This window comes from Hymenobacter koreensis (genome assembly GCF_039541855.1).
Classification (GTDB): Bacteria; Bacteroidota; Bacteroidia; order Cytophagales; family Hymenobacteraceae; genus Solirubrum; species Solirubrum koreensis.
In genome coordinates, this window is record NZ_BAABHA010000002.1 from 331,162 (window position 1) to 354,867 (window position 23,706).

Here is a 23,706-nt window from a genome sequence, read left to right on the forward strand (position 1 = left end):
GAACGGGTTTAGAAAGCGGTCTTCAATAGCGGTTCACTGCGTTTGTCCGATTTTAAAGCGCAAGAAGCCCATGGCCACCGACACGTACGGGTTTTCCGAAGTCAGCAGGCCCGGCAGGTCGCGGGTGCTGATGCCGGCTTCGTAAACTTTGGTGGTGAGCGTAACGCCGAGCGGCACACTGAAGCGGTAGCCGGCCCCAGCCGTGGCTCCGGTGCTCAACCGAATCCAGTGCACGGGTTTATAATCGAGCCCCACGCCCACGAACGGCGCCACAATGTTGCCGGCCACGTTATTGAGCGGCACTGTTACGTCGAGGCCGGTTTCGAAATACTCGCTAAGGCGCAGTCCCACGCCGCCGCGGATTTTAGTGGGCAAGGAGGCTTTGCGCTCGGCACCGGGCTGGTACTGAAACAGGCTATCGGTGCCAGCGGCAAACAGCTCGGTGGCTTCCTTGATGAAGTTATAGCTCCCCACGCCTGCCGAACGCAGGCGCTTCAGCTTCTGGTCGCTGGCCGTAACCAGGTTGCCTTCCCAGGTCATGTTGCCAATATCGGTAATGGCCAAACCGAGGCGCACCGCTTTGCCTACTTCCGCCGATACGCCGAGGTCGAAGCCGTGCCCCTTGCCCACGGGCTGCAAACCCGACTCGCGCTGGCGCAGGTTGAAACGGGGATTCGAGGCGAGTTGCCCGTAATCGATGTCGAACAGCGGCGAGAGGGCCCCAAAGGCTTCTACTTTGCCGTCCTCTATACGCACGTCCACCATGCCTACACCCTCAATGTAGCGGTAGCCCGCGCCGGCCATTATCTGCAGGGCCGGCAAATCGAGCACGCGCGTACCGTAGGCCAGGTTGAACTCGTTCAGCCACGAAACCTGCAGCTCGGAACCTGCCAAGGCTTCCGACACCAATGGTATGGTAGCTAGGTTTTTCGGCGAGCCGTCGGGGTTGAAATTGTTGGTGATAATGGGCGCATTAAAGCCGAGGAACAGCAGCTCCGCCGCGTTTTTGTTCAGGCCCACGTGTGTGCTCACGCGCTGGTGGTTGCTGATGGCAATGGTCCCGATGCTGGGCACGGCCACCGACAGCCCAAACGTGGTGGCGTCAATGTTGGCGTTCAGGGCGTTATCGGAGGTAAACGAAGCGGAAAGGCTTTGCTTCTCAGCCGGGGTTAGCTTTTGCTCCGTGTTGTAGAGCAGGTTGTTCAGCTGCGTGCGCGTGAGCGACTGGGAGCCGGCGCCGGCCCCAAACTCCCCGATACTGAAGGCCACCTTAGCACCGCCGATGCGGGCCAGGTTAGCTGGATTAATGCCGATGGACTGGTAGTCGCTGACGAAGGTGGTGGCCACGCCGCCGCGGCCGGTAGCCGTAAAGTTGCTCAGCTCGTTTTGGGCCTGCGCCGCACCTGCGCTTAAGGCCAGCGCCGGCAGCAACAGGGTCCGCAATAGGTGTTTCATTGAAAGCGAATGTGAATGATGAGGCCCGTACGCACGTACCGGTATAGCCAACGGCAAGCAAGTAGCTACTTTTAAGCCTCGCAACCAACGTTAGCCGGCCGTTAACCTTGCGTTTGCGGCGTCTTGTCTGTTTTTCTCCCATTCACCTTGCCCAAACGCCTCACCCTCGATCAATACCTCGACGGCCTGCGCGCCGGTAACCGCTTTGTGCTCAGCCGCGCCATAACGCTCGTCGAAAGCACCCTGCCCGCCGATCAGCAGCTGGCCCAGCAAGTCATTGATGCCGTGCTGCCCAGCACCGGCCGCTCGGTGCGGGTGGGCATTACCGGCGTGCCCGGCGTGGGCAAAAGCACGTTTATCGAGGCGCTGGGTATGCACTTGGTTGCCGAGCAGGACTTGCGCCTGGCCGTACTGGCCATCGACCCCAGCAGCCAGCGCGGCGGCGGCAGCATTTTGGGCGACAAAACCCGCATGGCGCAGTTGGCGGCACATCCGCACGCGTACATTCGGCCCTCCCCTGCCGGCCGTTCCCTGGGCGGCGTAGCCCGTGCCACCCGCGAAGCCCTGCTGCTGTGCGAAGCGGCGGGTTATAACGTGATATTCGTGGAAACCGTGGGCGTGGGCCAAAGCGAAACCGCCGTGCACGGCATGGTCGATTTTTTCCTGCTGCTGATGCTGGCCGGGGCCGGCGACGAGCTGCAGGGCATCAAAAAAGGCATCATGGAAATGGCCGATGCCGTGGTGATTACCAAAGCCGATACGGGTAACGAGTTGGCCGCCAAACGTGCCCGCCGCGAATACCAGAGCGCCCTGCACCTGTTTCCGCATGCGGCCTCGGGCTGGGCCCCGGTGGTGCGCACCTGCTCGGCCCTCACCGGCGAAGGCGTGCCCGGCGTGTGGGAAGAAGTGCAGCGTTACCTGGAACTGGTGCGCGGCAACGGCTTTTTTGCCAGCCGCCGGCAGGAGCAAAACCTGCACTGGCTGCACCAAACCATTCGGGAGGCGCTGGAAACCCGGTTTTACGCCCGCCCGGAGGTACAGCAGCGCCTGGAGCAGCTTCAGCAACAAGTGCAGGACGGCCGCAAATCGGCTTTTGGGGCGGCAGAGGAGCTACTGGCGTTGTAACGGGCCGGTTGGCAGGCTGCCCGCGTCGGCACCAGCCCGGCATGCGCCGCCATTAGCTCCCGGCCGGCCGCTTGCGCTTCAGGTCCACGTAGTCCAGAAAGTAGAGGATGCGCACCGAGACGGAATTGTTGTGCGGGGTGTTGATGGTGCTGCCCAGGTTGTCGAAGTACAGCGGCGTGGCCTGGTCGGCCCGCAGGAAGGTGGAGCCGGCGTTTTTCCACACAATGCTCACCTGCGAGCCGGGCGCAAACCACCATTCGTAGAAGGCGTCCACGTTGAAGGCGTTGAAGGTGGTATTGCGGTTGCCCTGGTAATCCACCGTTTCCTCTTGTGCGCCCGGCCGCAGGCGAATAAACTCCTGGTACTTCACGTGGCTCACGTAGTGGCGCGTGCGAATGGTGAACGACATGCGGTTGTTGAAGGTGTAGTTGCCCGACACCGTGTTGTTCACCGTCACCACGTCGCGGCGGCCCAGCAGCGGGTCGCCGGCGGCCCGCATGTCTTCCAGGTGGGTAAAGCCGCGCACCTCGTCGGGGCTCAGCACGCCGGCGTAGCCAATCTGGTGGCTGCGCAAATCCCAGCCCAGGTTGTAGCGGAAGTTCAGCTGGTTGTTAACGCGGTAGCGCGGGCTCAGCGACAAGGAGTAGCCCAGCCGCCGCGGCCGGTCGCCGTCGCGGGCAAACGCGCGGTAGCCCCAGTTGAAGTCCAGGGCCAGTTTCTTGCGGTAGTCGCTGGACAGCCAGCCGTTAAGTCCCACGTTGGCGGGCACCCGCACGTAGTACCGGCCCAGCGGAAACACCCGCGGCTCAAAGTAGTCGTTGTTATGCAGGTTAACGTCCAGGTTATAGCCCAGGCTCAGGAAATTCTTGGTGAAGGTGGTGTTGGCGCCGTGGTAAAAGCCCAGGTTTTGGTAGAGCGTGGGCCGAAACAGGTAGCGGTTCTCCACCACGAAGTAGCTGCTGAAGCGGTTCACTTTCCAGAAGGGCTTGAACTTAGAGTAGTTCAGCTCGGCCACCTGCGAAATAAAGTTATTGCCGAACTGAATGCCCAGGTCGCTGATGTTGTACGTCTCCGACTCGATGCCGTGGCTCAGACGCCACTGAAACTGCCCGCCAATTTTGCCCACGCCCACCTGGTATTTAAAGCCGTCTGGGTCGCTAACGTCCTGCTCCTGCCCGAACTGCTTGCCGCGGCGGCGCGAGTAAATCAGGCTGGCATCCAGCGCGTACGAGTTGCTTTTGTTAGCCAGGCGCAGCAAGCCGCCGGTTACGTTGGCGTCGTAGGTGCGGCCGCCGCGGGTTACGTTGGTGTTGATGAGCGACACGAACGAGTTGTTTTTCAGGCTCTGGTCGAGCACCGCAATGCTGTAGTTGGTTAGGGGCTGGGTGGTAATGCGGCGCGATTCGCCCGTGGCCTCGTTGGCCACCTCCGCGTGTGCCTCCTTGGATACCGCGTTAAACAAGCCTATGCCCAGGCCCTTGCTGGTGCGCCCCGATACCTTGGTGGCGTTGAGCAGGCGCGTTTCGGCCGGGTTGCGCACAATTCGCTCCCCGCTCTGCAGCTGCCCTTCCACCTGGTACAAGCCCATGGGCTGCGAGCCGATGCGGCGGGAATAAAACAGGTTGCCTTTGTTGAACAGCTCGGTGCCTTCGGTGAAAAACTGCCGGTTCTCGTTGAACTGCACCTCAAAGGGCGTCAGGTTCAGCACCTGGTTGTCGCTAATGACCTGCCCAAAATCCGGTACCAGCGTGGCGTCCAGCGTGAAGCTCTCGTTAATGCCGTATTTCACGTCGGCGCCGCCGTTAAAGCTGGTGGTGGAGTTGCGCACGCCTTCCTGGTTGTAAGGAAAATGGTTAACGTAGCCCGACACGTAGGGCGTGAGCGAGAGGCGCACCGGCGCTTTAATGTCGCGGATGCCCGTCAGCAGGCCCCACTGGTTCACAAAACCGTCTACCTCGGGCTTCACGTTGTTCCAGAAAAACCCTTGTCGGGTGCTCTGACGGTTGCGCATGAAGTTCAGGCCCCAGGACTGCTCCGGTTGGGTACTGAAGCGAATGGCCGAGTACGGAATGCGCATTTCGGCTACCCAGTCGGTGCCTTGCAGCAGGGTACGGCTCGTCCACACGGCGTTCCAGGCGAAGTCCTCGCCGCTGGCCGGCGAGTAACGTGCATCGGCCTGCACGCCCGCTGCCGTCACAAAAAAGCCGTAACCGTTGAGCTTGTCGTTGTAGGTATCCAGAAAAACGCCGAAAAAATCGGTGTTGCCGAAGTTGTCGCGCTGGCTGAGCTCCCGCAGAATGGAATCAGGGGCGACATCGTGCATGACAGCGCCGATGTAGAGGGCCGCGTCGTCGTAGAGGATGCGCACTTCCGTTTTGTGCTGCTCGGGCGGGCCGGGGTTCGGCCGGTTCTGGATGAAGTCGGTGGCCACGCCGGCCTGCTGCCACGCTGCCTCGTCGAGCACGCCGTCGAGCTTGATGCTGCCGCTAACGCGCACGGCCGCCAGCTGCTTTTTCGGCCCCAACGTCGTTACAGGCTTTGCCTCAGGGGTTTGGGCGGCTACCGTGCTTGAAAACAGCCCCAAAACTGCTAACAGCAGCGTACAAATGCGCATATCAAAAATAAGTCTGGTCGAGGAAGGCAGGCTGCCTTGCCGTTTCTATCGCGCAGATAGATGCAATCGGGCCACAAGTCGTTGCTTGCAGGTACAATTAATTCCCAGAAGGTTCATCCGAGCCCGAAATGTCCTATCAAGGCACCAAAGCAAAAGCCGACCGGATCTTACTTCCGGCCGGCTTGTCCACACGCGTTTACACTCAACTATAACCGCCGGTGGCTGCTCACTAACAAGGAATTTCCCAGCTAATCGTTGTCGATAACAATGTCCATGTTCACCGAGCGGCTGCCCTCGGCGCCGCCCAGCAGCTTGCGGTAGCGCTCGGCCACTTCTGCCGGCTGGGCTTTGCCGTTCACTACCATTTCCTTGTTATTCAAACGAAACTGCAGGGTTCGGTCGCCGGAGTTAATGAGCTGGTCGCGCAGCAGTTCCGAACGAATGTCCACCGAATTCAGGAACGTGGTTTTGGGAGCCTGTGGGGCGCGGGGCGCCCGAGGAGCACGTGGTGCGGAAGGTGCGCTAGGGGCGCTCGGAGCGCGTGGCGGCCGGGGCGGCGCAGGCATGTACGAATAAGACTCCGCGTCGCGGGTAATCACGTGCTCATCGGTGCCATTCCGCGCAATGCTCATCGAGCCCGTGCTGGTCATGTCGCTGCCGTGCACTTCGCGGTAAATCTTCAGGTATTTGCGCAGTACTGTCTCGGGCTGCTGCTTGCCGTTTAGGGTCAAGCTGCTGTTGGTGAGCACCAGGTTAAAGTTACGGGTATCGGTAATCAGCCCGTCTCGGCGTAGTTCGCCCACAAATTTTTCTTCGAAGATGCGCGAGCGTTCGGCCCGTTCGCGGGCACGTTCCTCTCGTACCCGGGCCGCTTCTTCGCGGCGACGCGCCTCAGCTTCCCGGCGTACGGCGGCTTCTTCACGTCGCCGGGCATCGGCTTCCCGACGCACCGCATCGGCCTCGCGGCGGCGCTCATCGGCGTCGCGCCGAACTTCATCCTGCATTTCCAGCCGGCCACGCAGTTCGGACAGCTTCTCTTCCATCCGCTCCCGGTCACCATCGGACAGGTTGCGGTCTGATAGCGCCCTTTCTAGGCTCCGGGTAGCGTCGCGCAAGGAATGCTCAACCAGGGCCGCTTCGTCGACGTCAGGGTCCAGGCGAAACACCCGCACGTTGCCATCGGAGCCCGTTTCGTACTTGTACTTGAATCCCTTCTCGAACTCTTTCCGGACTTTGCTTTTGAAGGCTTTGTCCAGCTCCTTGTCCGCGCTGCTATTATTTATGTATGTGTAGCTGCCAGGCAATGTGTGGTAACGCACGTAGTCCGAAGCAGGCATTTGCACTATCTGCACCCGCTCGTCGTCTTTTTTACCGCCGCGCCGGTCCGGAGTATCGGTTTCTATGCGCTGCCCATTCACGTACAGCTCTTTGAGCCGGCCTTTCTTATCCTTTTCAATAATAACCGAGCCGGGGGCACCGCGGCGTGAAGATGCGGTATTTCGATCCACCACAATTAACTGGGTGTCTTTGCCCCGTTGACGCTTGGCTTTGCGCTTTCGGTCATCGTCGTCATCGTTGGATGGCGCTTGCGGAGCCTGGGGAGCTAGCGGAGCCAAAGGCGCTGGTGGCGCGGCCGGCACAGTCAAAGCCGGTAGAGCCTGGCGCAGCAACCGGGGGGCGGCAGCAGCCAAATGCGGATGCGCCAGTGCCGCTACCGCGCTAAGGCACAGCACCACCATGCCCATCATTACCACGCAGGCGGCCATAAAGCCTTCGGAAAAAGTGGGTGCGCCGCGGCCCTGCACCAGCCGGCGTACCCGGCCTAGCAAGGAGCCTCGCGGGCCTACGGCGGCCATGGTAAGGCGCGGGGCGGCGGTACGCTCAAGACCCAGTTCGGCCAGCGCGGCCAAGGCACGGGCCAGCACCAGCGGGTCGCCGCATAGGGAAGCTGCCACGTCGTCGCAGCAGTTTTCGCGCTCCGAGCGCAGCGTGGCCGTCAGAAACCACACGGCCGGGTGATAGAAAAACAGGATTTCGGCTACCGACTGAATGATGTTGATCAGATAGTCGCGGCGGGCAACGTGCGCCAACTCATGCGCCAGAATGGCTTCCATTTGGGCAGGGCTGAGGCCTGCTACCGCGCCCAAAGGCAGCAGAATCATGGGTTTCAGGTGCCCGATTACCACCGGCACGCGCACCAGGCTGGATTCCAGCAGCGCTACCGGGCGCTTCAGCCCAGCCCGTTCCGAGAGGTTAGCCAAGCGGTGCTGCCAGGCCAACCCCAGCGGACGGGTGCCATAGTGCCGCAGCCGCTGCACGTAGGCTAGGCCGCCGAGCAGGCGCAACGTCATGGTGAGCAGCCCCAGCAGCCACAGCGTAACAATAAGTGGTAGGTTGTGCTCGATGTAAGCCAACACCACCTGCTTGCTGAGCGGGTGCGCCGCCGGTGCTTCGGCTACTGCGGCCTCGTAAGCAGCGCTGGGCACCTGCACTTGCTGCGCTGCCTCGGTTACCGCTTGGGGCGCCGTGAGGTAGTACCGCGTGAACGTAACGCAGGCCAGCAGCAAAATAAGGCCCAGGGAAGCCGCCGTAACCGTGTACCGCACTTGGGCGGAGTGACGGCGCAGCAGCAACAAGAGTCCCGCCAGCGCCAGCGCCACCAAGGCGCCCTGCCACAGCGAGTGCAGAAGCGTGTAACCAACGGCGCGCACCAGCGCAGGCGTCAGCAGGGTCTCTAGCCAGTTCATTTAGGGTCGGTATTAGGGGTTTGGTCGGGTTGGTCGGAGTCCATCTGATCGAGCAGGTCGCGGATTTGGTCCAGCTCTTCGCGGGAGGTTTTGCGGTTGCCCAGGGCTTGCTGCACCAGCTTCAGGGCCGAGCCACCGAAAGCCGCTTCCAGCAGCCGGTCGATGAGTACGCCTTGGGTTTCCTGCTCACGCAGGGCGGGCCGGTACACGTGGGTACGGCTGGAGTCGTCGCGGTCCACAATGCCTTTCTCGTGCATCAGTTGCAGCAGTTTCAGCGTGGTGGTGTAGCCTACCTCGCGGCGCTTGCTCAGCTCATCGTTTACCAAGCGTACTGTGCTGGGACCGTGCTGCCACAGTACCTGCAGTATTTCCAGCTCCGATTCCGTCGGGCGCGGTACGTTTTTCTTTCCCATCACTCAGGTTCGTATTTACGAATGCTTTCGTATCACAAACATATACGAAAGATGTCGTAGAAGTCAACTTTAATCTACGAAATATTTCGTGATACTAGTCCACAGACAGTCAGGCCCCGAAAAGGGCTGCACCGTTAGCCTTAAATTCGTAAGGATGCCACTGAGCAACAGCGCATCCAGGGCTGGGGGTTACAAGGCCGGCGCCGGGCGCTTGCGCTTGAGGGTAACGCGGGCCCGGTGGCAAATGCCGCCCAGCGGCGGGTTAAACTTGGATACGCTGACCTCTACCCGGCGTACGTGTGGCAACTCGTGCATCACGCGGTCGATAATGCGGTGGGCCAGGTGTTCCAGCAGGCGGGCGGGCGCCTGCATTTCCTCGAACACCAGCTTGTAAAGCACCTCGTAGTTCACGGTTTCGGGCAGCTTATCGGTAGAGCCGGCGCGGTAGAGGTTGGTGCGCACTTTCAGGTCGACGCCGTACTTGTTGCCAATTTTCTGCTCTTCGTCGTAGTAGCCGTGAAACGCAAAAAACTCCAGTCCTTCGAGCGAAATCTGGCCCATTGAAACGATGATTGAATGTGTGAGTGAATGGCTGAACGAATGACCAGCAACTCTTGCAAGCAGAACCACGGGAAAGCCGCCTTGCCGCGGCCAACTGCCCGGTAAGCTCCGCGCAAAGGAAACGAAAAAGCCCGCGTTTGGGCGCGGGCTTTTTCGTTTCTGAATTTCACCTGATCTGGCCAAGTGCAGCCGAGCGCGACATAAGCCGTGGTCCGGCTTATATCTCGTCGAAAAACGACTTCTCGGCTTCAGCCGTAGCGGGCACGGCAGCCATGCCGGGGTGCGTTTGCGGCGTGGGCGGAGCTATTTCGGGCGAGTTAGGCGTTACCGGCTGAATGTCGGGGCGCATGGGCTCTACCTGGGGCGCGTCGGGGCTGGGCACGCGGGCGGGCTCGGGCACGTGAATGCGCGAGGGTTCTGAAACGCCGGGATGCTCGCCGGGCTGTAGCGGATCGATTTCGGGGCCGGGCGTGTGGGCCGGCTCACCGGGCTGGGGCTGTTTGCCGGGCTGCGGGCCAATGGGACGGTTGGTAGGCTCGGCGCCGCGGGCGGAGCCGCCGTTGGCCGGTGCAGTGGCCGGAATAGAAGCGCCCGACGAAGCGGAGGATGTGTGCACGAACATAGGTGTGTCGGTTGCGGGCGAGGCGGGTTCCTCGCGGTTAACCTTTACGCTAGCTGCCCGCGAAAGGATGGCGGCCACCGAGCCGCGTGGGCGCTGCTGGGCTTTTTCCACCTTTTCCTGCACGCCCGCTGCCAGGTGCTGCAAGTCGCGCATGAGGGTATCGAGCACGCTTTCGAGGCGCTGGTGCTCCTGGCCCAGCACGTTCACTTCGCTCTGCATATCGGCCACGGCTTTCTCGGCCTGCTGGTAAGCTTCGTCCACTACCCGGCGGGCTTTCTGACGGGCGTCGGAGAGCAGCTGTTCGGCTTGTAGCTGGGCTTCGCGCTGCTTGAGCTCAGCCGATTTCTGAGCCTGCTCCACAATGCTGGTGCTGGTGTCTTCGGCCGTTTTCAGGGTGCGGTAAAGCGAGGTTTCCACCTCGCGCATTTTCTGCACGTCGTGCTGGGCCTGCTCCAGCTGGCGGCGCAGCTCGCGGTTTTCGTCGCTCATTCGCTCCCACTGCTGCGAGAGGGTAAGCAGAAACGCATCTACCTCGTCTTTATCGACGCCGCGAAACGCGCGCTCGAAGGTTTTCTGCCGAATGTCGAGTGGGGTAATTTTCATGGTATTGGTATTGCGTACGGAGGGGAAAGCAACGAGTAAGCGGTGAAAATCCGGCGGTTTGACGCAAGCACCGCTTCGGTCCGTCAAACGGCTTTTACCTACCCCAGACCAACTTCTCAGTACTAACTAACCTGCCAAACGGCAAGGCTGCGGTCGTCGCTACACGAAACTAACCGATTCTGCCTCCCCGACCAAAACAAGCGGTTTACCGAAGTGCCGTGGCCGGCGCTGCGGGCGCGGTCGGCCACGCGCAGCAGGCGGCCGGTGCTGGTTTCCCACAGCTTAATGCTCTTGTCCATGCTGCACGTAGCAAACATCTGCCCATCGGGGCTGAAGGTGAGGTGGTTAATGGCAAACAGATGTGCCACTACAGTCAGGCCTTCGGTGTAACCCTGTGCCACTTCGTAAGCACGCAGGTGAGCGTCGCGGCCGGCGGCAAAAAGCCGCTCGCCGTCGGGGCTGTAGGCCACGGTGAAAACGGAGTTGGTGGCCTCGGTGAGGGTGTGGCGCACGGCCAGCGTATCGGCGTCCAGGATACGCACGGTGGCATCGGAGGAGCCGATGGCCAACTCTCCGCGCTCTTCGTGCAAGGCCAGGCTACGCAGGCTTTTGTGGGCAACGCGCAGCAGCTTTTCGAGGCTGAAGTCGTTGGCGCGGAGCACGGCCAGAGTGCCATCGGCCAAGGCCACGTACAAGCGGTTGCGCGGGGCGGAATAGGCGAAATCGAAAATAGCTACGGGCGGCAGGGCGGTGGCGCGCCAGAGCTGCTTTTCGTGCAAATCAATGGCCTGCACGCCCTGGTAGTTGTGACCGATGAGCAGCAGCTGCCGCTCGGGCACGTAATGCAAGGCATACACGGAGTTTTCGACGCGGGCTACCAGCTGCCCGTCCTGCTCGGGCGCGTTTAGGCTCCAACTCACCACAAAGCCGTCGGCGCCGGCCGAGAACAGGGCGTCTTCGTTGGCGTGGCCAGCCAGCGCGTACACGCAGTCGCGGTGGCCGGTGAGGGAAGCCAGCTTCTGAATTTGCGGACGGTGCAGCAGGGTCATGGCAAGCGGAAAGCGGGGCCGGGCAGTCGGCAGCGCGAAAGTACGGCGGGCGGGCGGTACCGACCCAGACGTGCCCGAACGTTTCGCGCGGGCCTTACCTTCGGGTTCAGCAACGGGCAATTGCCCCTCGCGTATTTGTTCCCTATGCCTCTGCACCGCCTTTCGCCCCTCCCCCACACGCCCGCGCTGCTGGGTTTGTGGCAGCTCACCGAATCGGTAGAAGAGCTGCTGGCCCAGGTACCGGCGGCCAGCGGCTATGCAGAGCACCTGCCCGCGGGCCGCGACCCGGAGCGCCCGCGTCAGTGGCTGGCGGCTCGCGCCCTCGTGCACGCTCTGCTCCCGCAGCTTTCCGATGCACCGGGCTACGTGCGCAACCACGCCGTTACCAACCAACCGTTTATCGAGCAGCTGCCCTCTTTCGGCCTTTCCCTATCGCACTCCGGCCCATGGGTGGCGGCGCTGCTTACCCCCGCTGGGCGCGTTGGCATAGATGTTGAACTAGTGCGCCCGAAGGCTCGCCAGTTGGCAGCTAAATTTCTCACCGAAACCGAACGCGCCGATGCCGGCGACGACGACGTAAAATACAGCTTGAACTGGAGTGCTAAGGAAACGCTCTACAAGCTGTACAGCCGCCGCCGCTTGCTGTTTAAAGAGCACATTCTGCTCGATCCGTACGTTCGGCAGGAAAGCGGCATCTTCACGGGCCACTTGCTCACCGACGAAGCCAGCAGCCAACACCGCATTCAGTACGAATGCCTCTCCCCCGACTGCGTGCTTACCTGGTGCCACGCTTCCTGACCGCCCTTTGTTTTTTCGCCCTATGTCTTTTCGTCGTCTTTCTCTGCTGGCCGCTGTTCTGCTCCTTACTGCTACGGTAGTGGTTACCTCGGCCCGCGCCCAGTCGGGCGTGGTAACCGATTTCACTCTGCAGAGCAGCACCAACAGCACCGTTACGCTCAGCTCGTTTGCGGGCAAGAAGGCAGTGGTGGTGGTGTTTACCAACGGTAGCTGCCCTTTTTCCAAGCTCTACGAAAGTCGCCTGCAGGCCTTGGCCAGTCAGTACAGCGCGCAGGGTGTGGAGTTTCTATTCGTGAATGCGCCCATTAACCTGGAACAAGCGCCTACGGCCACCGGAGCCGATAAAATAAAGGTGAAGACCGAAGGCCAAAGCATGGCCCAATACGCCGACGAAGGGCTGAAAACGGCCGCGTTACTTGGCGTTACCAAAACCCCAGAAGTGGTGGTGCTGCAGTCCACCAGCGGCGGTTTTGCCATGCGCTACCGCGGCGCAATCGACGACAACCCCCAAATGGAAAGCTACGTGAAGGATCGTTTCCTGAAAGCTACCCTCGATGCTGTAGTGGCGGGCCAGGCAACCGGCTTCACCGAAAAGCGCGCCTCGGGTTGCTTAATTAAGAAGTAACAACCTGCTTTGCCAATCAAAAGCCCCCGGTGTTGCGTGCAACACCGGGGGCTTTTGATTGGGGTTTATTGGGCGGCTACTCCTCTCCTTCTGGCGTGTCGTCGCCTTCCGCGGTTTCGTTGGCGGCGGGCTCAACGGGGCCGTCGGTTAAAATGGAAAGCAGCACACCTACTTCGGCGGCCTTCTGCGGTTCCTGCATTTTCTCGAAGCTTACGGCCAGGTTGCGCAGGGCCCGGCGCACAATATCCAGGTTTGAGCAGGGCTCGAAGAAGATGTTGTTGGCCGGCAGGTTCAACTGGGCTACGTAATGCTCAATGTCGGTGCGGGTGAGAATAAGGCCGCGGTTGTAGCAATTGATGTAGAACGGATCCTCGTCGGCGTCCTCGGGCCGGAACGTGAGAATGAACAGGTTGGGCAGATTCACACCCGAAACGGGCAGCCCCAGTCGCTGAGCCACCAACAGGTAAATAACACAGAGGGTAAGCGGATTGCCGCGGCGCGTTTCCAGTACCAGGTGCAGCATGGAGTTGGCCGGGGCGTGGAAGTTCTGGGTGTTGGCCGAGAACTTGTGCACCTTGAAAAACACGTGATTCAGGGCCCGTACAATGTCCACGGGGCCCATTTGGGGCATCAGCAGCATCCAGGCTTCGTAGCGAAGCTGTTCCACGGCGCGGTTCAGGGCCTGCAGGTCGGCGTCGGGATACTGGTAGGAGTTAATGAGCCACATGCCTTCCAGCAGGTTTTCGCCGCCCGATTCGCGCCACACGCGCAAGCGTTCCTGCACCCCGCCAAACTGCAGGTCGTGGATGAGGTCTTCCAGCCGGCGCTGCTGTGCCGGGTCCAGGGTTTCCTCCCAGGCTTCTTCCAGAAACGGAATAACGCTTTCGCCCAACTCCTGAATTCGCCCCTCGATGTGGGGCCGGATTTCGGGGTCGTCGAGCAGCGAAATGAGGGCTTTGATTTCTTTGTTGGTCATTCAGGGAAAGACGCCAAAAACGCAGCCCGGCAGGTGCTGGCGCAGCTTTTATGTTGTAAAAGTAACTTATAAAACCCGGTAAGGCGGCAAAAGGACCGTTTGCGGGCCGGATTACCCGGGCAGAACAATCCGGTTGAAACAAGCCCGGTTGGCTGTTTGATAATACGGCGTTTGGGCCTGCTTTGGCTGCTGGCCACGGAACATTCTTCCGCCCCGAAAATTACGCTGGCCTCTGCTGAGACGAAAAACAGGGATTGTACTAAACACCAACGGCAATCGGTTCGGTCGAAGATGACCGAACCGATTGCCGTTTATTGGTTGGGTAATACTGTCTGTTTTACAGCGTACCCCTGGAAGGAATAATTACCACGAGCGGTTTCTCATCGGCGAACCAGCTTAAGTGTCCGCTGCTGCCCGCTGTGTTGTACCCTAACCAGGTAAACGCCCTCCGGCAACTGCGCAGCCTGCGGCAACGAGAGGGTATTTGTTCCTTTGATTAGAACGGCCCGCTGGCTGAACAGACTACGGCCCACGGCATCGGTCAGCTCTACAGTGGCGGTACCAGCTTGCGGAGTATTCACCAGTACGCTCAGCGCCTCGTCGCCGAACGGGTTCGGCCAGGCCTGTACCACAAGGTCGGATTGGGTGGGCACGGCTACCGTTCGCACCGGCGAATAGGTCTCCGTTCCATCTTGGTCTACCTGGCGCAAGCGGTAATACACGGTTTGAGCAGCGTAACGAGTCACGTTGAGGTCGGTGAACTGGTAGTCGCTGCGGGTTGTGGCAGTACCGCGGCTGCTTGCTTGCCCCACCTGCCGGAAAACGCGCCCATCGGGGCTGCTTTCCACGGCGAAGTAGCTGCTGTTTTTTTCCGAGGCCGTGGCCCATTGCAGCAATGCATCGGCACCGCGGCGCTCGGCCGTGAAACTGATCAGCTCCACGGGCAAAGGATTAGCCGCGTTGCTGACCGTAAACCGCCCAAAAGCCGCAACCGTGGTGCTGATGCTGCGGGCAGAAGCATCGGTTCGTGGGCCCGTGGTTTCCCAGGAAGCCGCCGGGCTTGCCTGCCGCCACACCTGTGCTTGCGAAAAGCTAGTTAAGCCGTTGTCGTCATCGGCGAGCCACGAAAGGCGCAGCGGCACGGCTGCATTCGGGGACTGAGCCGCGGTGATGGTCCAGATTCGGTCGATACCCTTGGTTGTGGAGCCAAGCCGGTTTCCGTAGCTGAGGTCTGCGGTGCGCAGGCCCGCCGTGCGGGTTACACTGATTTCGCCCAGCGCGTGGCCGGTACCATCCAGCCACACACCATGGCCGAAATCGGTGGGGCCATTTACGGCGGCACGGGTGATGCGCAGGTTTCCTTGCACGTAGCGGCCCGGTGCCTCACCAAGCAGTGCGGCTCCTGCGGGCAGGCTGATGGTTTTGCCGGACGACGTATGCACCATGCCGTTAATCAGCCGCAGCTGCTGCGCCACCGCCAAATCATCGGTTATTACCAACATGCCTTGGCCAGTTAAGCCGGTGTTGTTCACTTCGAGCTGCGCAAGCGTGGCGCCGCCGGGTACCATGCGCTGCCGGGAGCTGCCTGCAAAGCGCATCAGGCCGGTTGATGCGAGCGTGCCGGCGTTGTTCAGCGTACGGCCCAGCTGCAGGGTGCCATGGTTCGTTAGCTGACTACCGGCGCGGTTTAGCAAGGAATCGGGTACCGACAAGGTGGTACCGGCCTGCACCGTTAGACGGGCGCCGTGGTTCGTGAGAGTTTGGGCGGTCAAAGAGGTGCCCAGACCTAGCAGTAACGCGGGCGCTACTGCTAGGCTTTTCAGGAAGTTGCGGGACATGTTCTGCACGCGAAAAGTCCGTTAGTCGCGGCTGGTAACAATCCACGTCGTGCCGCTGCTTTGCACCGTGAGGCGCTTAGCGCTGGCCAGAGAGCTTACGGTGCTGCCCAACACGTCGTCGTAAATGCTGGTGCCACCTGTTACCGACAAGCTCAGGCTGACGGTGCCGCCCGAGGCCGAGTTGATGATGGTGTATAGGCGGCCTCGGCACGTAGAGGGGTCCGGCAGCGTCATCAGGTTGCAGGAGTTTATGCGGCGCACGGTTTGATGCAGCGAGTTCAGGGCAAAGCTGCTGCCGGTGGTGGTTTCCACGAACGGCACGGCCATGGCGCCACCCAGCGTAACGGGGCTGGTTATTTCAGCCATGGAACCCGAGGCCAGGCCCACGTTGCCGCCGGTGAAGGCAAAGGTTTTGTTGGCCTGAATAATCACTGTATTCTCCGCCAAGGTGCCGCCCAGGGCAATGTCGTTGCCGGTTTTGGTGAGGCCGCTGCTGGCTGTGGTGCTGCCGCCCGTAGCAGCGGTAGTTTGCGTAGTGCCATCGGGGAAGCGCAAGCCGTTGCCCGTGCCGCTGATCTGTACGTTGCCCGCTACTTCCAGCTTCTGCGTGGGGCTGCTGGTGCCCATGCCCACGTTGCCGGCCGGGTTCAGGGCCATGATGGGCGCCGCACTGGAGCGCAGGTACGTGCGGAAGATCAGGTCGCAGCCGCCCGAAAAGGAGTCGTTGCCACCGGGATATAGGGCGCTGCAATCGTGAGACGCGGCGGCCGGTATGGTAGAGGCCAAGCGGAAGGTGTACACAGTGCCTGCCGCCAGGGTTAGCGGGGTTGGCAGAGTGAAGGTTACCACCGCCCCCGCGTTGTCGGTGACCAGCGTAACACTTTGGCTGAAGGAGGTCAGCAAGGTGCCACTGGTGCCCGTGCCATTGTACACCGACAGGGTGGTGGTCCCGGAGGTCGGGCCAAAGGTGGAGCCCTTCAACCGAACGTCTATTTTGCTAAGCTGCCCCGCGGCTCCCGCCGTAAACGACTGCCATGCCGGCAGGTCCAGGGAGCTGGTGGTGGCTATCTGGGAGGATTGGTCGACCACGTCGCCGCTGATGCTGCTCACAAAGCTGAAGGCGTTGCCGTTGGTTGCTACTTGCGTTGCGCCCGCCAAGGTGCCACCCAGGGCAATGTCGTTCCCGGTTTTGGTCAGGCCGTTGCTGGCCGTACCACCGCTGCCCGTAGCGGCAGTGGTCTGGATGGTGCCGTCGGGGAAATGCAGGCCGTTGCCGGTACCGCTGAGCTTCACGTTGCCAGCCACTTCCAGCGCCTGCGTGGGGGTCGTGGTGCCGATGCCCACTTTCACGGCATCGGCGCCGGTGCCACCCAGCACCAGGGAGTTGCTCTGGCTTACCTGCGCCCGGTAGCCGATAGCCCCCGCGTTGGTCAGGTTACCGGTGGTGGGCCCCGCCAGATAGCCCAAGGCTAGGTTGTTAGTGCCGGTGGTGTTTTGCCCACCGCTATTCGGCCCGATAAACACGTTTCGGTTGCCCGAGGTGTTTGCAAATCCGCTTTCGTACCCGCTGAAATGGTTGGTATTACCGCTTGTGTTGTTCCGTCCGGCCCGGTAGCCGCTAAAGTGGTTGTTGTACCCAATTGTGTTATCGGCGCCGCTGATCTGGCCAACAAAAAAGTTGTTGTAGCCGGTGGTGTTGCTGTAGCCGCTTTCGTTGCCGCTGAAGTAGTTCTTCTCCCCCGTGGTGTTGGAGTAACCGGCTCCAAACCCCGAAAAGTAGTTGTTGAACCCGCTCGTGTTGGAGGCACCGGCACGCAAGCCGCTGAAGTGGTTGTAGCTTCCGGAAGTGTTGGAATAGCCGCTTTCCACGCCCACAAACTGGTTGAAAGAACCGGTGTTAACCCTACCCGCTTGCTGGCCGATAAAGAGGTTACCGGAGCCCACGTCGCCCATCTGCAAACCACCGTTACTGGCAACCCCAATGCCTAGGGTGCTGCCGTTGCCGGTTAGCTTGTGGGTGCCCAGGTTTATGTTCTGGGTGGCCGTGTGGTCGCCCAGGCCATCGGCGCCGAGGCGCTGCCAGCTGGGAGCGGCGGCGCTGCCCTGGTTTTGCCACAAACCCAGCTGCAAGCCGTCGGTTTGGTACACGAGCAGGCCCGGGGCCGGGTTGGCAATGGCGGCGCGCTGAGCAGCCGTCATACGTGGGGCCAGCAGGCCTTGGGTGGTGGAGCGCAGCTCCAGCAGGGCGCTGCCATCGGGGGTAAAAGTAGTAGTGCCAATGCCAACGCCCGTGGTTTGGGCCAGGGCCGGCAGGGCCAAGGAACTCATCAGGCCCAACGTGGTCAGAAACCCGAGGCGGCGCAGTGTAAATGGGAAACGCATAAGAGAAAGGGGGAGTGGAGACAATCCCGGCCCAATGCCGGGAATGGAGGCCACAAAGGTCCCGGCGCTGCTTATGCGGCGGTATCACATGTACATGCACCTTTCCTGGCCGCGCCCCGGTTGGGCAGGCCCCACTATCCCCTGTTCATGTGAGAAATGCTCCAGATGCTTCTTTTTGCGTCAGGTGCGCATTCGCGGCCTGATCCACGGCCGCACTATGCCGTAGCCCTCGCACTACCCGCGGCCAACCGGGTGCAAAGCAACGCCAGCAACAGCGTGAGCGGCGTGAAAACCAGGCGTTCGGTTGGGTTAATCGAAAACACGTTGCCCACGGTATTCAGCGCAAATAGCCCGGTCATCAACCACAGCACTACCCGCAGCACCGTGGGGTGAACCCGCACCCGCAGCCAACCGGCGCGTACCGCTACCACGGCCAGCATTAGCAGGTTCAGCAGAATAGATACGGTTTCAAACTGCAGCATTTGCTCGCGCGTTTTCAGCCGCCCGCCCCACACCATCTCGAACGGCACGATGCCCAGCAGCACTAACGCGTGAAACGCCACCACCAACGAGAAAATTAAGACCATGGCGTATAGGGCAAACCGCTCGGTAAGCAACGTTTTCATGATTTATAAGCCCTTTTGTGGTGCAAGGTTCGCCTTTCAAAGCTGGTAAGGAAAAGTCCCGATGACTTCCTCAGTCGGGCCAGCGGAGCAGGTTGACGAAAGTAGGCGACGTCAGACTTTTAGCCGGATGGGTATCCAGATTTCTTCCTCCGAAGTGGGGTCGTCGTTCTTGTACTTCACGCCAAGCACCTCGAAATGGGGCCGGTCGTCTAATACGTAGGGCGCGGCGGGCAGCCACGTTTCAAAAATAAACCGGAACGTTGCAGGCGCCGTAGCAGCTGCTCCCTTGTGCAGAAACACGGCGTAAAGGCCGCCCGGCAGGGTGTAGGCGTCCATTCCCGGGGGCACCCACTCGAAGTCCGCGACTTCCACCGCAGCCCATTTCTCGAAGACGGTGCGCGGGTTAAGCAGCGCCGGCGCCGAGACCTTGTCGTACACCTGCACCGAGAGCAAGTCCACCGTTAAGGCGTTGCCTATTTCGGCGCGGCGCGGCATGAAGCTGCGCCAAAGCTCGGGCGTGCGGTTCTCGGCCAGGGACATGACCAAGCGCTTGCCGATTAGTTTCTTTTCCAGCAGGGTCTCAATTCGCGGTGTCACGTTGTGTGTTGGTTGGGGCTGGGTTGAATTGGCGAACAGGCTGCGCTAACCGCTTACTGCCATTGCCAGGGTTTAGCGCCGCAGCCGGTGGATTTACTCCGAGAAGTAACCCTGCGGCAACGCACAGGTTACATGCCCGTGGGAATTTTGCGCCGAGTAAAGTGCCGCGCCTTGGGTGGGTGGCACCAGCTGTTAGCAAAACGCCCCGGCTGGGTGGCCGGGGCGTTTTCGTATTTTCAGACGGGGGCGCGGAGCTGCACGGAATTGGTTCACGCGGCGCGGCCAAATTCGCAGCGCAGCTGCTCAGGCGTAGGCGTCACTCGGCGCAGCCGAGCGACTGTATGCAGCCTGAACTTAGGCCGCTGTGGGTTTAGCCGGCGGCATCTCGTCGGGCGAAACGGCCAGCACCTGCCCGTTGCGGGAGATGATGACGGGCGTCTTTTTGTAGCGCTTGAAGGCGAGCATAGCTTCGTATGCGGCGACGAGGCCTTTTTCCAGCTGTCGGCTGATGTGCGCGGCTTGTTCCTCGTTAGTCATTGGTACTGCGCGGTTAGTCGTTGCCAAGTTACTACGTCAACCACTTCTTCCTGAGTTAGGTTGCCCGCGGCTATTTTGCTCGGTTTGCCAGAAGAGTTATCGAGCAGCGCCCAATGGTCTACGACTTTCCGATACTGTCGAAAGAACTGCCGCAACCCGCCCTCGTAGCGCCGCCGAATGGTGGGCTCGGGAATGTTGTGCCCACCTTCCCGCACCCGAATTTTCACGCGTTGCACGGCCGCGTCGGGCGAATCGAGCCAGAAGAAAAACAGGCTTACGTAATAGCCCTGCGCCTGGGCCTGCCGGATAAAGGGCAAGTATATGCGCGTAGCCAGCGTCGTTTCCAACGCAAAATTCTCTCCCGCCGCCAGCAACTCCTGCAGCCGCGTGAGCATCAGCCGCCCGGCCTGCACGCTCACCGCCTCCGGCTGGAAGGGCGAGAGGCCCCGCGCTATTTCGTCGGCGTTGACGAACTCGCGGCAGTCGAGCAGGTTCGGCAGCAGGGCGTAGGCGGCAGTGGTTTTGCCCGCGCCGTTGCAGCCAGCGAGAAGGTAGAGGTGCTTCATAAGAACCTACGCATTCGGGTTCAACGCGTTTTTAGCAATTATTTCCTGACCAAGTTTATCGTATCCAACAGCTTTCGTTAGGCCTTGCAATGATTTCAAAGTAATAGAGTGCTGGCTTCTGGTATAATTATTTAGTTCGTGCGTTGCCAACACATAGAATTCCCATTGGTCCAAGTTCAATGGGTCGCACGTCTGTTTATTCTCGTGATGCAACAAACAGAAAACGTACACATCGGCAGAACGGCCAGCCGTTTTAGATTGAATGTTCGTGGCGCTATCCCAGTAAAGAGCAGCTTTGGTGCTGAATGAGATTTTGGAAAGTGCCCGCTGAAACCAAGATTGGATATAAGCCGCCGATTTCACTTCTACTTTGATTCCGTCGGGTGTTTCAAGATCGAACGCACTCCATTCGTCCCTTATTCGTCCCATATCAATATCCGCCGCCGCTGCCACAATGAACTCAGCAAAACGCCCTCTAGTAGCGTTGCTCAACATATCGGAAACGCTCCAGCGCCAGAAGTCAAGCAGCGAGTACTCCAGCGTCGTACCGCGGTACACCAACTTCTCTTGGCCGGTTTTAACAGCCGCTTGAATTCTGTCTAAATCTGCCATCGACCTCACACTTGAATAACTCCCACGTTGTAGGCCTTTTCAATGGGCGCGTGGTTGGCCATTTCAATGCCTTGGGAAATGACGCGGCGGGTTTCCAACGGGTCAATTACGGCATCTACCCAAAGGCGGGCAGCGGCGTAGTAGGGCGAGAGTTGCTCGTCGTAGCGGGCCTTGATGCGGTCGAGCAGTTCCTTTTCGGCTTCGGGGGTAATTACCTCGCCTTTGGCTTTTAAGGAGGCGACCTGAATCTGGAGCAGCGTGTTGGCGGCGGCGGCCCCGCTCATTACGGCCAATTGGGCGGTGGGCCAAGCCACAATCAGGCGCGGGTCGTAGGCTTTGCCGCACATGGCGTAGTTGCCCGCGCCGTAGCTGTTGCCGATAATGACCGAGAACTTCGGCACCACGGAATTGGCCATGGCATTAACCATCTTCGCGCCGTCCTTGATAATGCCGCCGTGCTCGCTCTGCGAGCCAACCATGAAGCCGGACACGTCGTGCAGGAACACCAGCGGAATCTTCTTCTGGTTGCAGTTCATGATGAAGCGCGCGGCTTTGTCGGCCGAGTCGGAGTAGATAACGCCGCCCATTTGCATGGCGCCCTTCTTGCTCTTCACAATTTTGCGCTGGTTGGCCACAATGCCCACGGCCCAGCCGTCGATGCGGGCGAGGCCGCAAATGAGCGTTTGGCCGTAGAGGTCCTTGTAGGGCTCGAACTCGGAATTATCGACCAGGCGGTGGATAATGTCCATCATGTCGTAGGGCTTCACGCGGTCGGAAGGCAGCAGGCCGTAGATTTCCTTCTCGTCCTTGGCGGGCGCCAGCGGGGCTTTGCGCGAAAAGCCGGCCGTGGGGTTAGCGCCCATCTTGTCGAAGATGTTCCGGATGTGGTCGAGGCACTCCTCGTCGGTCTGGAACTTGTAGTCCGTCACGCCCGAAATTTCGGAGTGCGTGGTAGCGCCACCCAGCGTCTCGTTGTCGATGGTTTCGCCAATGGCCGACTTCACCAGGTACGAGCCGGCGAGGAACACCGAGCCGGTGCCGTCCACAATCATGGCCTCATCGGACATAATGGGCAAGTAGGCACCGCCGGCCACGCAGGGGCCCATAATGGCAGCCAGCTGCACAATGCCCATGCTGCTCATCACGGCGTTGTTGCGGAAAATGCGGCCGAAATGCTCCTTGTCGGGGAAAATCTCGTCCTGCATGGGCAAGTACACGCCCGCTGAGTCGACGAGGTAGATAATGGGCAGCTTGTTTTCAATGCTGATTTCCTGGGCCCGCAGGTTCTTCTTGGCAGTAATAGGGAACCACGCGCCGGCCTTCACGGTGGCGTCGTTAGCCACAATAATGCACTGGCGGCCCTGTACATGGCCAATTACCACCACCACGCCGCCGCTCGGGCAACCGCCTTCCGACAGGTACATGCCTTCGCCGGCAAAGGCACCGATTTCTACGGTTTCCGAGCCTTTGTCAATCAGGTAAGCAATTCGCTCCCGTGCCGTGAGCTTGCCCTTGGACTTATGCGCTTCGATGCGCTTCTCGCCGCCGCCTAGCTCCACCTTCTTCAGGCGCTGGCGCAGTTGAAACAGAAGCTGCTTGTTGCTGTCGTCGTTTTTGTTGAATTCGAGGTCGGTACGGGAGGAAGCGGTAGGTTGGTTCACGGGATGGGGAAGCGTAGGGGAAACTAAACGGGTGCCCCGCCGGGGCACATTTCAAAGGTAATTGATTTCGTGCGTCAGCCTAACGAGCGTTAGGGTTCAAAACCCATGCAACTGCTCGGCTCGCATTTCGTTTGCCGGGCGCTGCTTCCTCCTTGGGCATGGTAGCTCAGCTTGTGCCAAACAAAAAGCCCGCGTGGTTGGCGCGGGCTTTTGAAACAGAAAAGTGCAACGCTTAAGGCTTCGCGGCCGAATCGGTTTGCGACACCGTTTTGGTTTCGCGCTCTACCGTACCGTTGCTTTTCACTTCGGTTTCGGTCTTCTTTTTGGTTTTCTTTTCGCCGCCTCCGCCGCCAAACACCGAGAAGTGTACGTAACGCTTGGGGTTGGCTTTGAGGTCTTTCAGCAGGGCGTCGGAGCTGGCGGCAGTGGCGTTTAGGTTTGTGTATAGCGAGTCGTCGTTGATGAGCTTGCCCAAAGAGCCTTTCGTGCTGGTAAGCGACTGGTTTAACGACTTCATGGCTACCTGTGCCTCCCCTACCGTGGTGTTCAGCTTGCGTACCGTACTGGCCAGCGGCGCGGCCTTCAGGGTATCGGTAATCTGGGCCAGGTTGCTGGCCAGGCGGTCGAACTTCTGCTCCGTGGCGTTCAGCGAACGAGTCAGCTGGGCCATTTCGGTGGTAATCTGGTTGATGTTGCGCTGGTTCATAATCAGCATGTTGCGCAACGCTTCCGTAGTACCCTGAGCGTTCAGCAGGGTTTGCTGCAGGCTGATCTTGGCCTCTTTGCTGAGGAAGCTGTTCACCTTCGTCAACGTAGAGTCTACGGTGCCGAGCACCGGCAGAGCCCGCGCCTGAAAAGCATCGGTAATGCTGGCCACGGTGTACGACTTCAGCTCTTCGCCGCCTTCAAACACCTTGGTGTTACGGCCTTGCAGCAGCACAATGGTTTTCGAGCCCAGCAACGAGCCGTTCAGGCTGGCAATGGTGGAGTCGCCCACCACCACGTCTTTCCGAATTTCGAGGGAGGCCCGCACGCTGTTGCCTTTTTCGGGCTGCAATTCCAGGTTTTTTACCAGCCCCACCTGAATGCCGTTCAGGTAAATAGGAGCCGAGAGCGGGAGGCCCTCTACGTTGGCGTAAGTAGCGTAATATGTTTTATCGGATGAGAAGACATTGCTGCCTCTCAGGAATTTAAAGCCTACGAACAGTGCTACCAGGGCAACAATAGCCAGCAGGGCAACTTTAGCTTCTTTTGACACGGGGGCGTGGTAGCAAGGTTGAGGAAGGAGGATACGGCGGA

The 23,706-nt window shown here is 60.2% G+C and carries 20 protein-coding genes; 3 read left to right on the forward strand and 17 right to left on the reverse strand.

Features of this window, described 5'->3' with window-relative positions; translation table 11 throughout:
- Nucleotides 1–33: 33 nt before the first annotated feature.
- Complete coding sequence (locus ABD903_RS04305; RefSeq protein ID WP_345221720.1) at nt 34–1,455, reverse strand: DUF5723 family protein; 1,422 nt, start codon at nt 1,453–1,455, stop codon at nt 34–36.
- Nucleotides 1,456–1,602: 147 nt separating this feature from the next.
- Between ABD903_RS04305 and meaB the strand changes: the two genes are divergently transcribed.
- Nucleotides 1,603–2,580 carry a methylmalonyl Co-A mutase-associated GTPase MeaB gene (meaB, locus tag ABD903_RS04310; protein WP_345221721.1) on the forward strand — a complete coding sequence of 326 codons (978 nt, stop codon included), beginning with the start codon at nt 1,603–1,605 and terminating at the stop codon, nt 2,578–2,580.
- A 52-nt stretch (nt 2,581–2,632) separates the two neighbouring features.
- Here the strand turns inward: meaB and ABD903_RS04315 are convergent, their stop codons facing one another.
- The 6 genes from ABD903_RS04315 to ABD903_RS04340 all read right to left on the reverse strand — a co-directional run bounded on the left by ABD903_RS04315 (nt 2,633) and on the right by ABD903_RS04340 (nt 11,189).
- Nucleotides 2,633–5,194: a DUF5916 domain-containing protein gene (locus ABD903_RS04315; RefSeq protein ID WP_345221723.1), complete on the reverse strand. Its 2,562-nt coding sequence runs from the start codon at nt 5,192–5,194 to the stop codon at nt 2,633–2,635.
- A gap of 248 nt (nt 5,195–5,442) precedes the next feature.
- Complete coding sequence (locus ABD903_RS04320) at nt 5,443–7,941, reverse strand: M56 family metallopeptidase (protein ID WP_345221725.1); 2,499 nt, start codon at nt 7,939–7,941, stop codon at nt 5,443–5,445.
- Nucleotides 7,938–8,354 carry a BlaI/MecI/CopY family transcriptional regulator gene (locus ABD903_RS04325; RefSeq protein ID WP_345221726.1) on the reverse strand — a complete coding sequence of 139 codons (417 nt, stop codon included), beginning with the start codon at nt 8,352–8,354 and terminating at the stop codon, nt 7,938–7,940. The genes ABD903_RS04320 and ABD903_RS04325 overlap by 4 nt, the downstream gene beginning before the upstream one ends.
- Nucleotides 8,355–8,543: 189 nt before the next feature.
- Nucleotides 8,544–8,915, reverse strand: a complete 372-nt coding sequence (gene folB, locus ABD903_RS04330; RefSeq protein WP_345221728.1) for a dihydroneopterin aldolase — start codon at nt 8,913–8,915, stop codon at nt 8,544–8,546.
- 217 nt (nt 8,916–9,132) lie between these two features.
- Nucleotides 9,133–10,140: a DivIVA domain-containing protein gene (locus tag ABD903_RS04335; RefSeq protein ID WP_345221729.1), complete on the reverse strand. Its 1,008-nt coding sequence runs from the start codon at nt 10,138–10,140 to the stop codon at nt 9,133–9,135.
- A gap of 122 nt (nt 10,141–10,262) precedes the next feature.
- Nucleotides 10,263–11,189: a WD40 repeat domain-containing protein gene (locus ABD903_RS04340; protein ID WP_345221732.1), complete on the reverse strand. Its 927-nt coding sequence runs from the start codon at nt 11,187–11,189 to the stop codon at nt 10,263–10,265.
- Nucleotides 11,190–11,333: 144 nt separating this feature from the next.
- On the opposite strand from ABD903_RS04340, the gene ABD903_RS04345 reads away from it, so the two are divergent.
- The gene (locus ABD903_RS04345; RefSeq protein WP_345221733.1) at nt 11,334–11,987 is read left to right on the forward strand and encodes a 4'-phosphopantetheinyl transferase family protein; all 654 of its coding nucleotides are present in this window, start codon (nt 11,334–11,336) and stop codon (nt 11,985–11,987) included.
- Nucleotides 11,988–12,009: 22 nt separating this feature from the next.
- Nucleotides 12,010–12,612: a redoxin domain-containing protein gene (locus ABD903_RS04350; protein ID WP_345221735.1), complete on the forward strand. Its 603-nt coding sequence runs from the start codon at nt 12,010–12,012 to the stop codon at nt 12,610–12,612.
- A gap of 76 nt (nt 12,613–12,688) precedes the next feature.
- On the opposite strand, the gene ABD903_RS04355 is transcribed toward ABD903_RS04350, so the two are convergent.
- The 10 genes from ABD903_RS04355 to ABD903_RS04400 form a co-directional block, all read right to left on the reverse strand.
- On the reverse strand, nt 12,689–13,588 hold the full coding sequence (locus ABD903_RS04355; RefSeq protein WP_345221736.1) for a transglutaminase-like domain-containing protein: 900 nt from the start codon (nt 13,586–13,588) through the stop codon (nt 12,689–12,691).
- A gap of 380 nt (nt 13,589–13,968) precedes the next feature.
- Nucleotides 13,969–15,426, reverse strand: coding sequence for a T9SS type A sorting domain-containing protein (locus ABD903_RS04360; protein WP_345223081.1), 1,458 nt, complete (start codon nt 15,424–15,426; stop codon nt 13,969–13,971).
- A gap of 21 nt (nt 15,427–15,447) precedes the next feature.
- Nucleotides 15,448–17,808: a beta strand repeat-containing protein gene (locus ABD903_RS04365; RefSeq protein ID WP_345221738.1), complete on the reverse strand. Its 2,361-nt coding sequence runs from the start codon at nt 17,806–17,808 to the stop codon at nt 15,448–15,450.
- Nucleotides 17,809–18,023: 215 nt separating this feature from the next.
- On the reverse strand, nt 18,024–18,434 hold the full coding sequence (locus ABD903_RS04370; RefSeq protein ID WP_345221740.1) for a hypothetical protein: 411 nt from the start codon (nt 18,432–18,434) through the stop codon (nt 18,024–18,026).
- Nucleotides 18,435–18,545: 111 nt separating this feature from the next.
- A complete protein-coding gene (locus ABD903_RS04375) occupies nt 18,546–19,031 on the reverse strand; it encodes a GyrI-like domain-containing protein (RefSeq protein ID WP_345221742.1) in 486 nt (161 codons plus the stop codon).
- 354 nt (nt 19,032–19,385) lie between these two features.
- On the reverse strand, nt 19,386–19,568 hold the full coding sequence (locus ABD903_RS04380; protein ID WP_345221743.1) for a hypothetical protein: 183 nt from the start codon (nt 19,566–19,568) through the stop codon (nt 19,386–19,388).
- Complete coding sequence (locus ABD903_RS04385; RefSeq protein ID WP_345221745.1) at nt 19,565–20,134, reverse strand: ATPase; 570 nt, start codon at nt 20,132–20,134, stop codon at nt 19,565–19,567. The genes ABD903_RS04380 and ABD903_RS04385 overlap by 4 nt, the downstream gene beginning before the upstream one ends.
- Before the next feature lie 6 nt (nt 20,135–20,140).
- Nucleotides 20,141–20,746 carry a hypothetical protein gene (locus tag ABD903_RS04390; protein WP_345221747.1) on the reverse strand — a complete coding sequence of 202 codons (606 nt, stop codon included), beginning with the start codon at nt 20,744–20,746 and terminating at the stop codon, nt 20,141–20,143.
- Nucleotides 20,747–20,751: 5 nt separating this feature from the next.
- Complete coding sequence (locus ABD903_RS04395; protein WP_345221749.1) at nt 20,752–22,407, reverse strand: acyl-CoA carboxylase subunit beta; 1,656 nt, start codon at nt 22,405–22,407, stop codon at nt 20,752–20,754.
- Between the two features lie 232 nt (nt 22,408–22,639).
- Nucleotides 22,640–23,665, reverse strand: a complete 1,026-nt coding sequence (locus ABD903_RS04400) for an MlaD family protein (protein ID WP_345221751.1) — start codon at nt 23,663–23,665, stop codon at nt 22,640–22,642.
- Nucleotides 23,666–23,706: the final 41 nt, after the last annotated feature.

Coding starts and splice junctions, on each gene's coding strand:
- ABD903_RS04305 (WP_345221720.1), bottom strand. CDS start 1,455: ATGAAACACCTATTGCGGACCCTGTTGCTGCCGGCGCTGGCCTTAAGC.
- ABD903_RS04315 (WP_345221723.1), bottom strand. CDS start 5,194: ATGCGCATTTGTACGCTGCTGTTAGCAGTTTTGGGGCTGTTTTCAAGC.
- ABD903_RS04320 (WP_345221725.1), bottom strand. CDS start 7,941: ATGAACTGGCTAGAGACCCTGCTGACGCCTGCGCTGGTGCGCGCCGTT.
- ABD903_RS04325 (WP_345221726.1), bottom strand. CDS start 8,354: ATGGGAAAGAAAAACGTACCGCGCCCGACGGAATCGGAGCTGGAAATA.
- folB (WP_345221728.1), bottom strand. CDS start 8,915: ATGGGCCAGATTTCGCTCGAAGGACTGGAGTTTTTTGCGTTTCACGGC.
- ABD903_RS04335 (WP_345221729.1), bottom strand. CDS start 10,140: ATGAAAATTACCCCACTCGACATTCGGCAGAAAACCTTCGAGCGCGCG.
- ABD903_RS04340 (WP_345221732.1), bottom strand. CDS start 11,189: ATGACCCTGCTGCACCGTCCGCAAATTCAGAAGCTGGCTTCCCTCACC.
- ABD903_RS04345 (WP_345221733.1), top strand. CDS start 11,334: ATGCCTCTGCACCGCCTTTCGCCCCTCCCCCACACGCCCGCGCTGCTG.
- ABD903_RS04350 (WP_345221735.1), top strand. CDS start 12,010: ATGTCTTTTCGTCGTCTTTCTCTGCTGGCCGCTGTTCTGCTCCTTACT.
- ABD903_RS04355 (WP_345221736.1), bottom strand. CDS start 13,588: ATGACCAACAAAGAAATCAAAGCCCTCATTTCGCTGCTCGACGACCCC.
- ABD903_RS04360 (WP_345223081.1), bottom strand. CDS start 15,426: ATGTCCCGCAACTTCCTGAAAAGCCTAGCAGTAGCGCCCGCGTTACTG.
- ABD903_RS04365 (WP_345221738.1), bottom strand. CDS start 17,808: ATGCGTTTCCCATTTACACTGCGCCGCCTCGGGTTTCTGACCACGTTG.
- ABD903_RS04370 (WP_345221740.1), bottom strand. CDS start 18,434: ATGAAAACGTTGCTTACCGAGCGGTTTGCCCTATACGCCATGGTCTTA.
- ABD903_RS04380 (WP_345221743.1), bottom strand. CDS start 19,568: ATGACTAACGAGGAACAAGCCGCGCACATCAGCCGACAGCTGGAAAAA.
- ABD903_RS04385 (WP_345221745.1), bottom strand. CDS start 20,134: ATGAAGCACCTCTACCTTCTCGCTGGCTGCAACGGCGCGGGCAAAACC.
- ABD903_RS04390 (WP_345221747.1), bottom strand. CDS start 20,746: ATGGCAGATTTAGACAGAATTCAAGCGGCTGTTAAAACCGGCCAAGAG.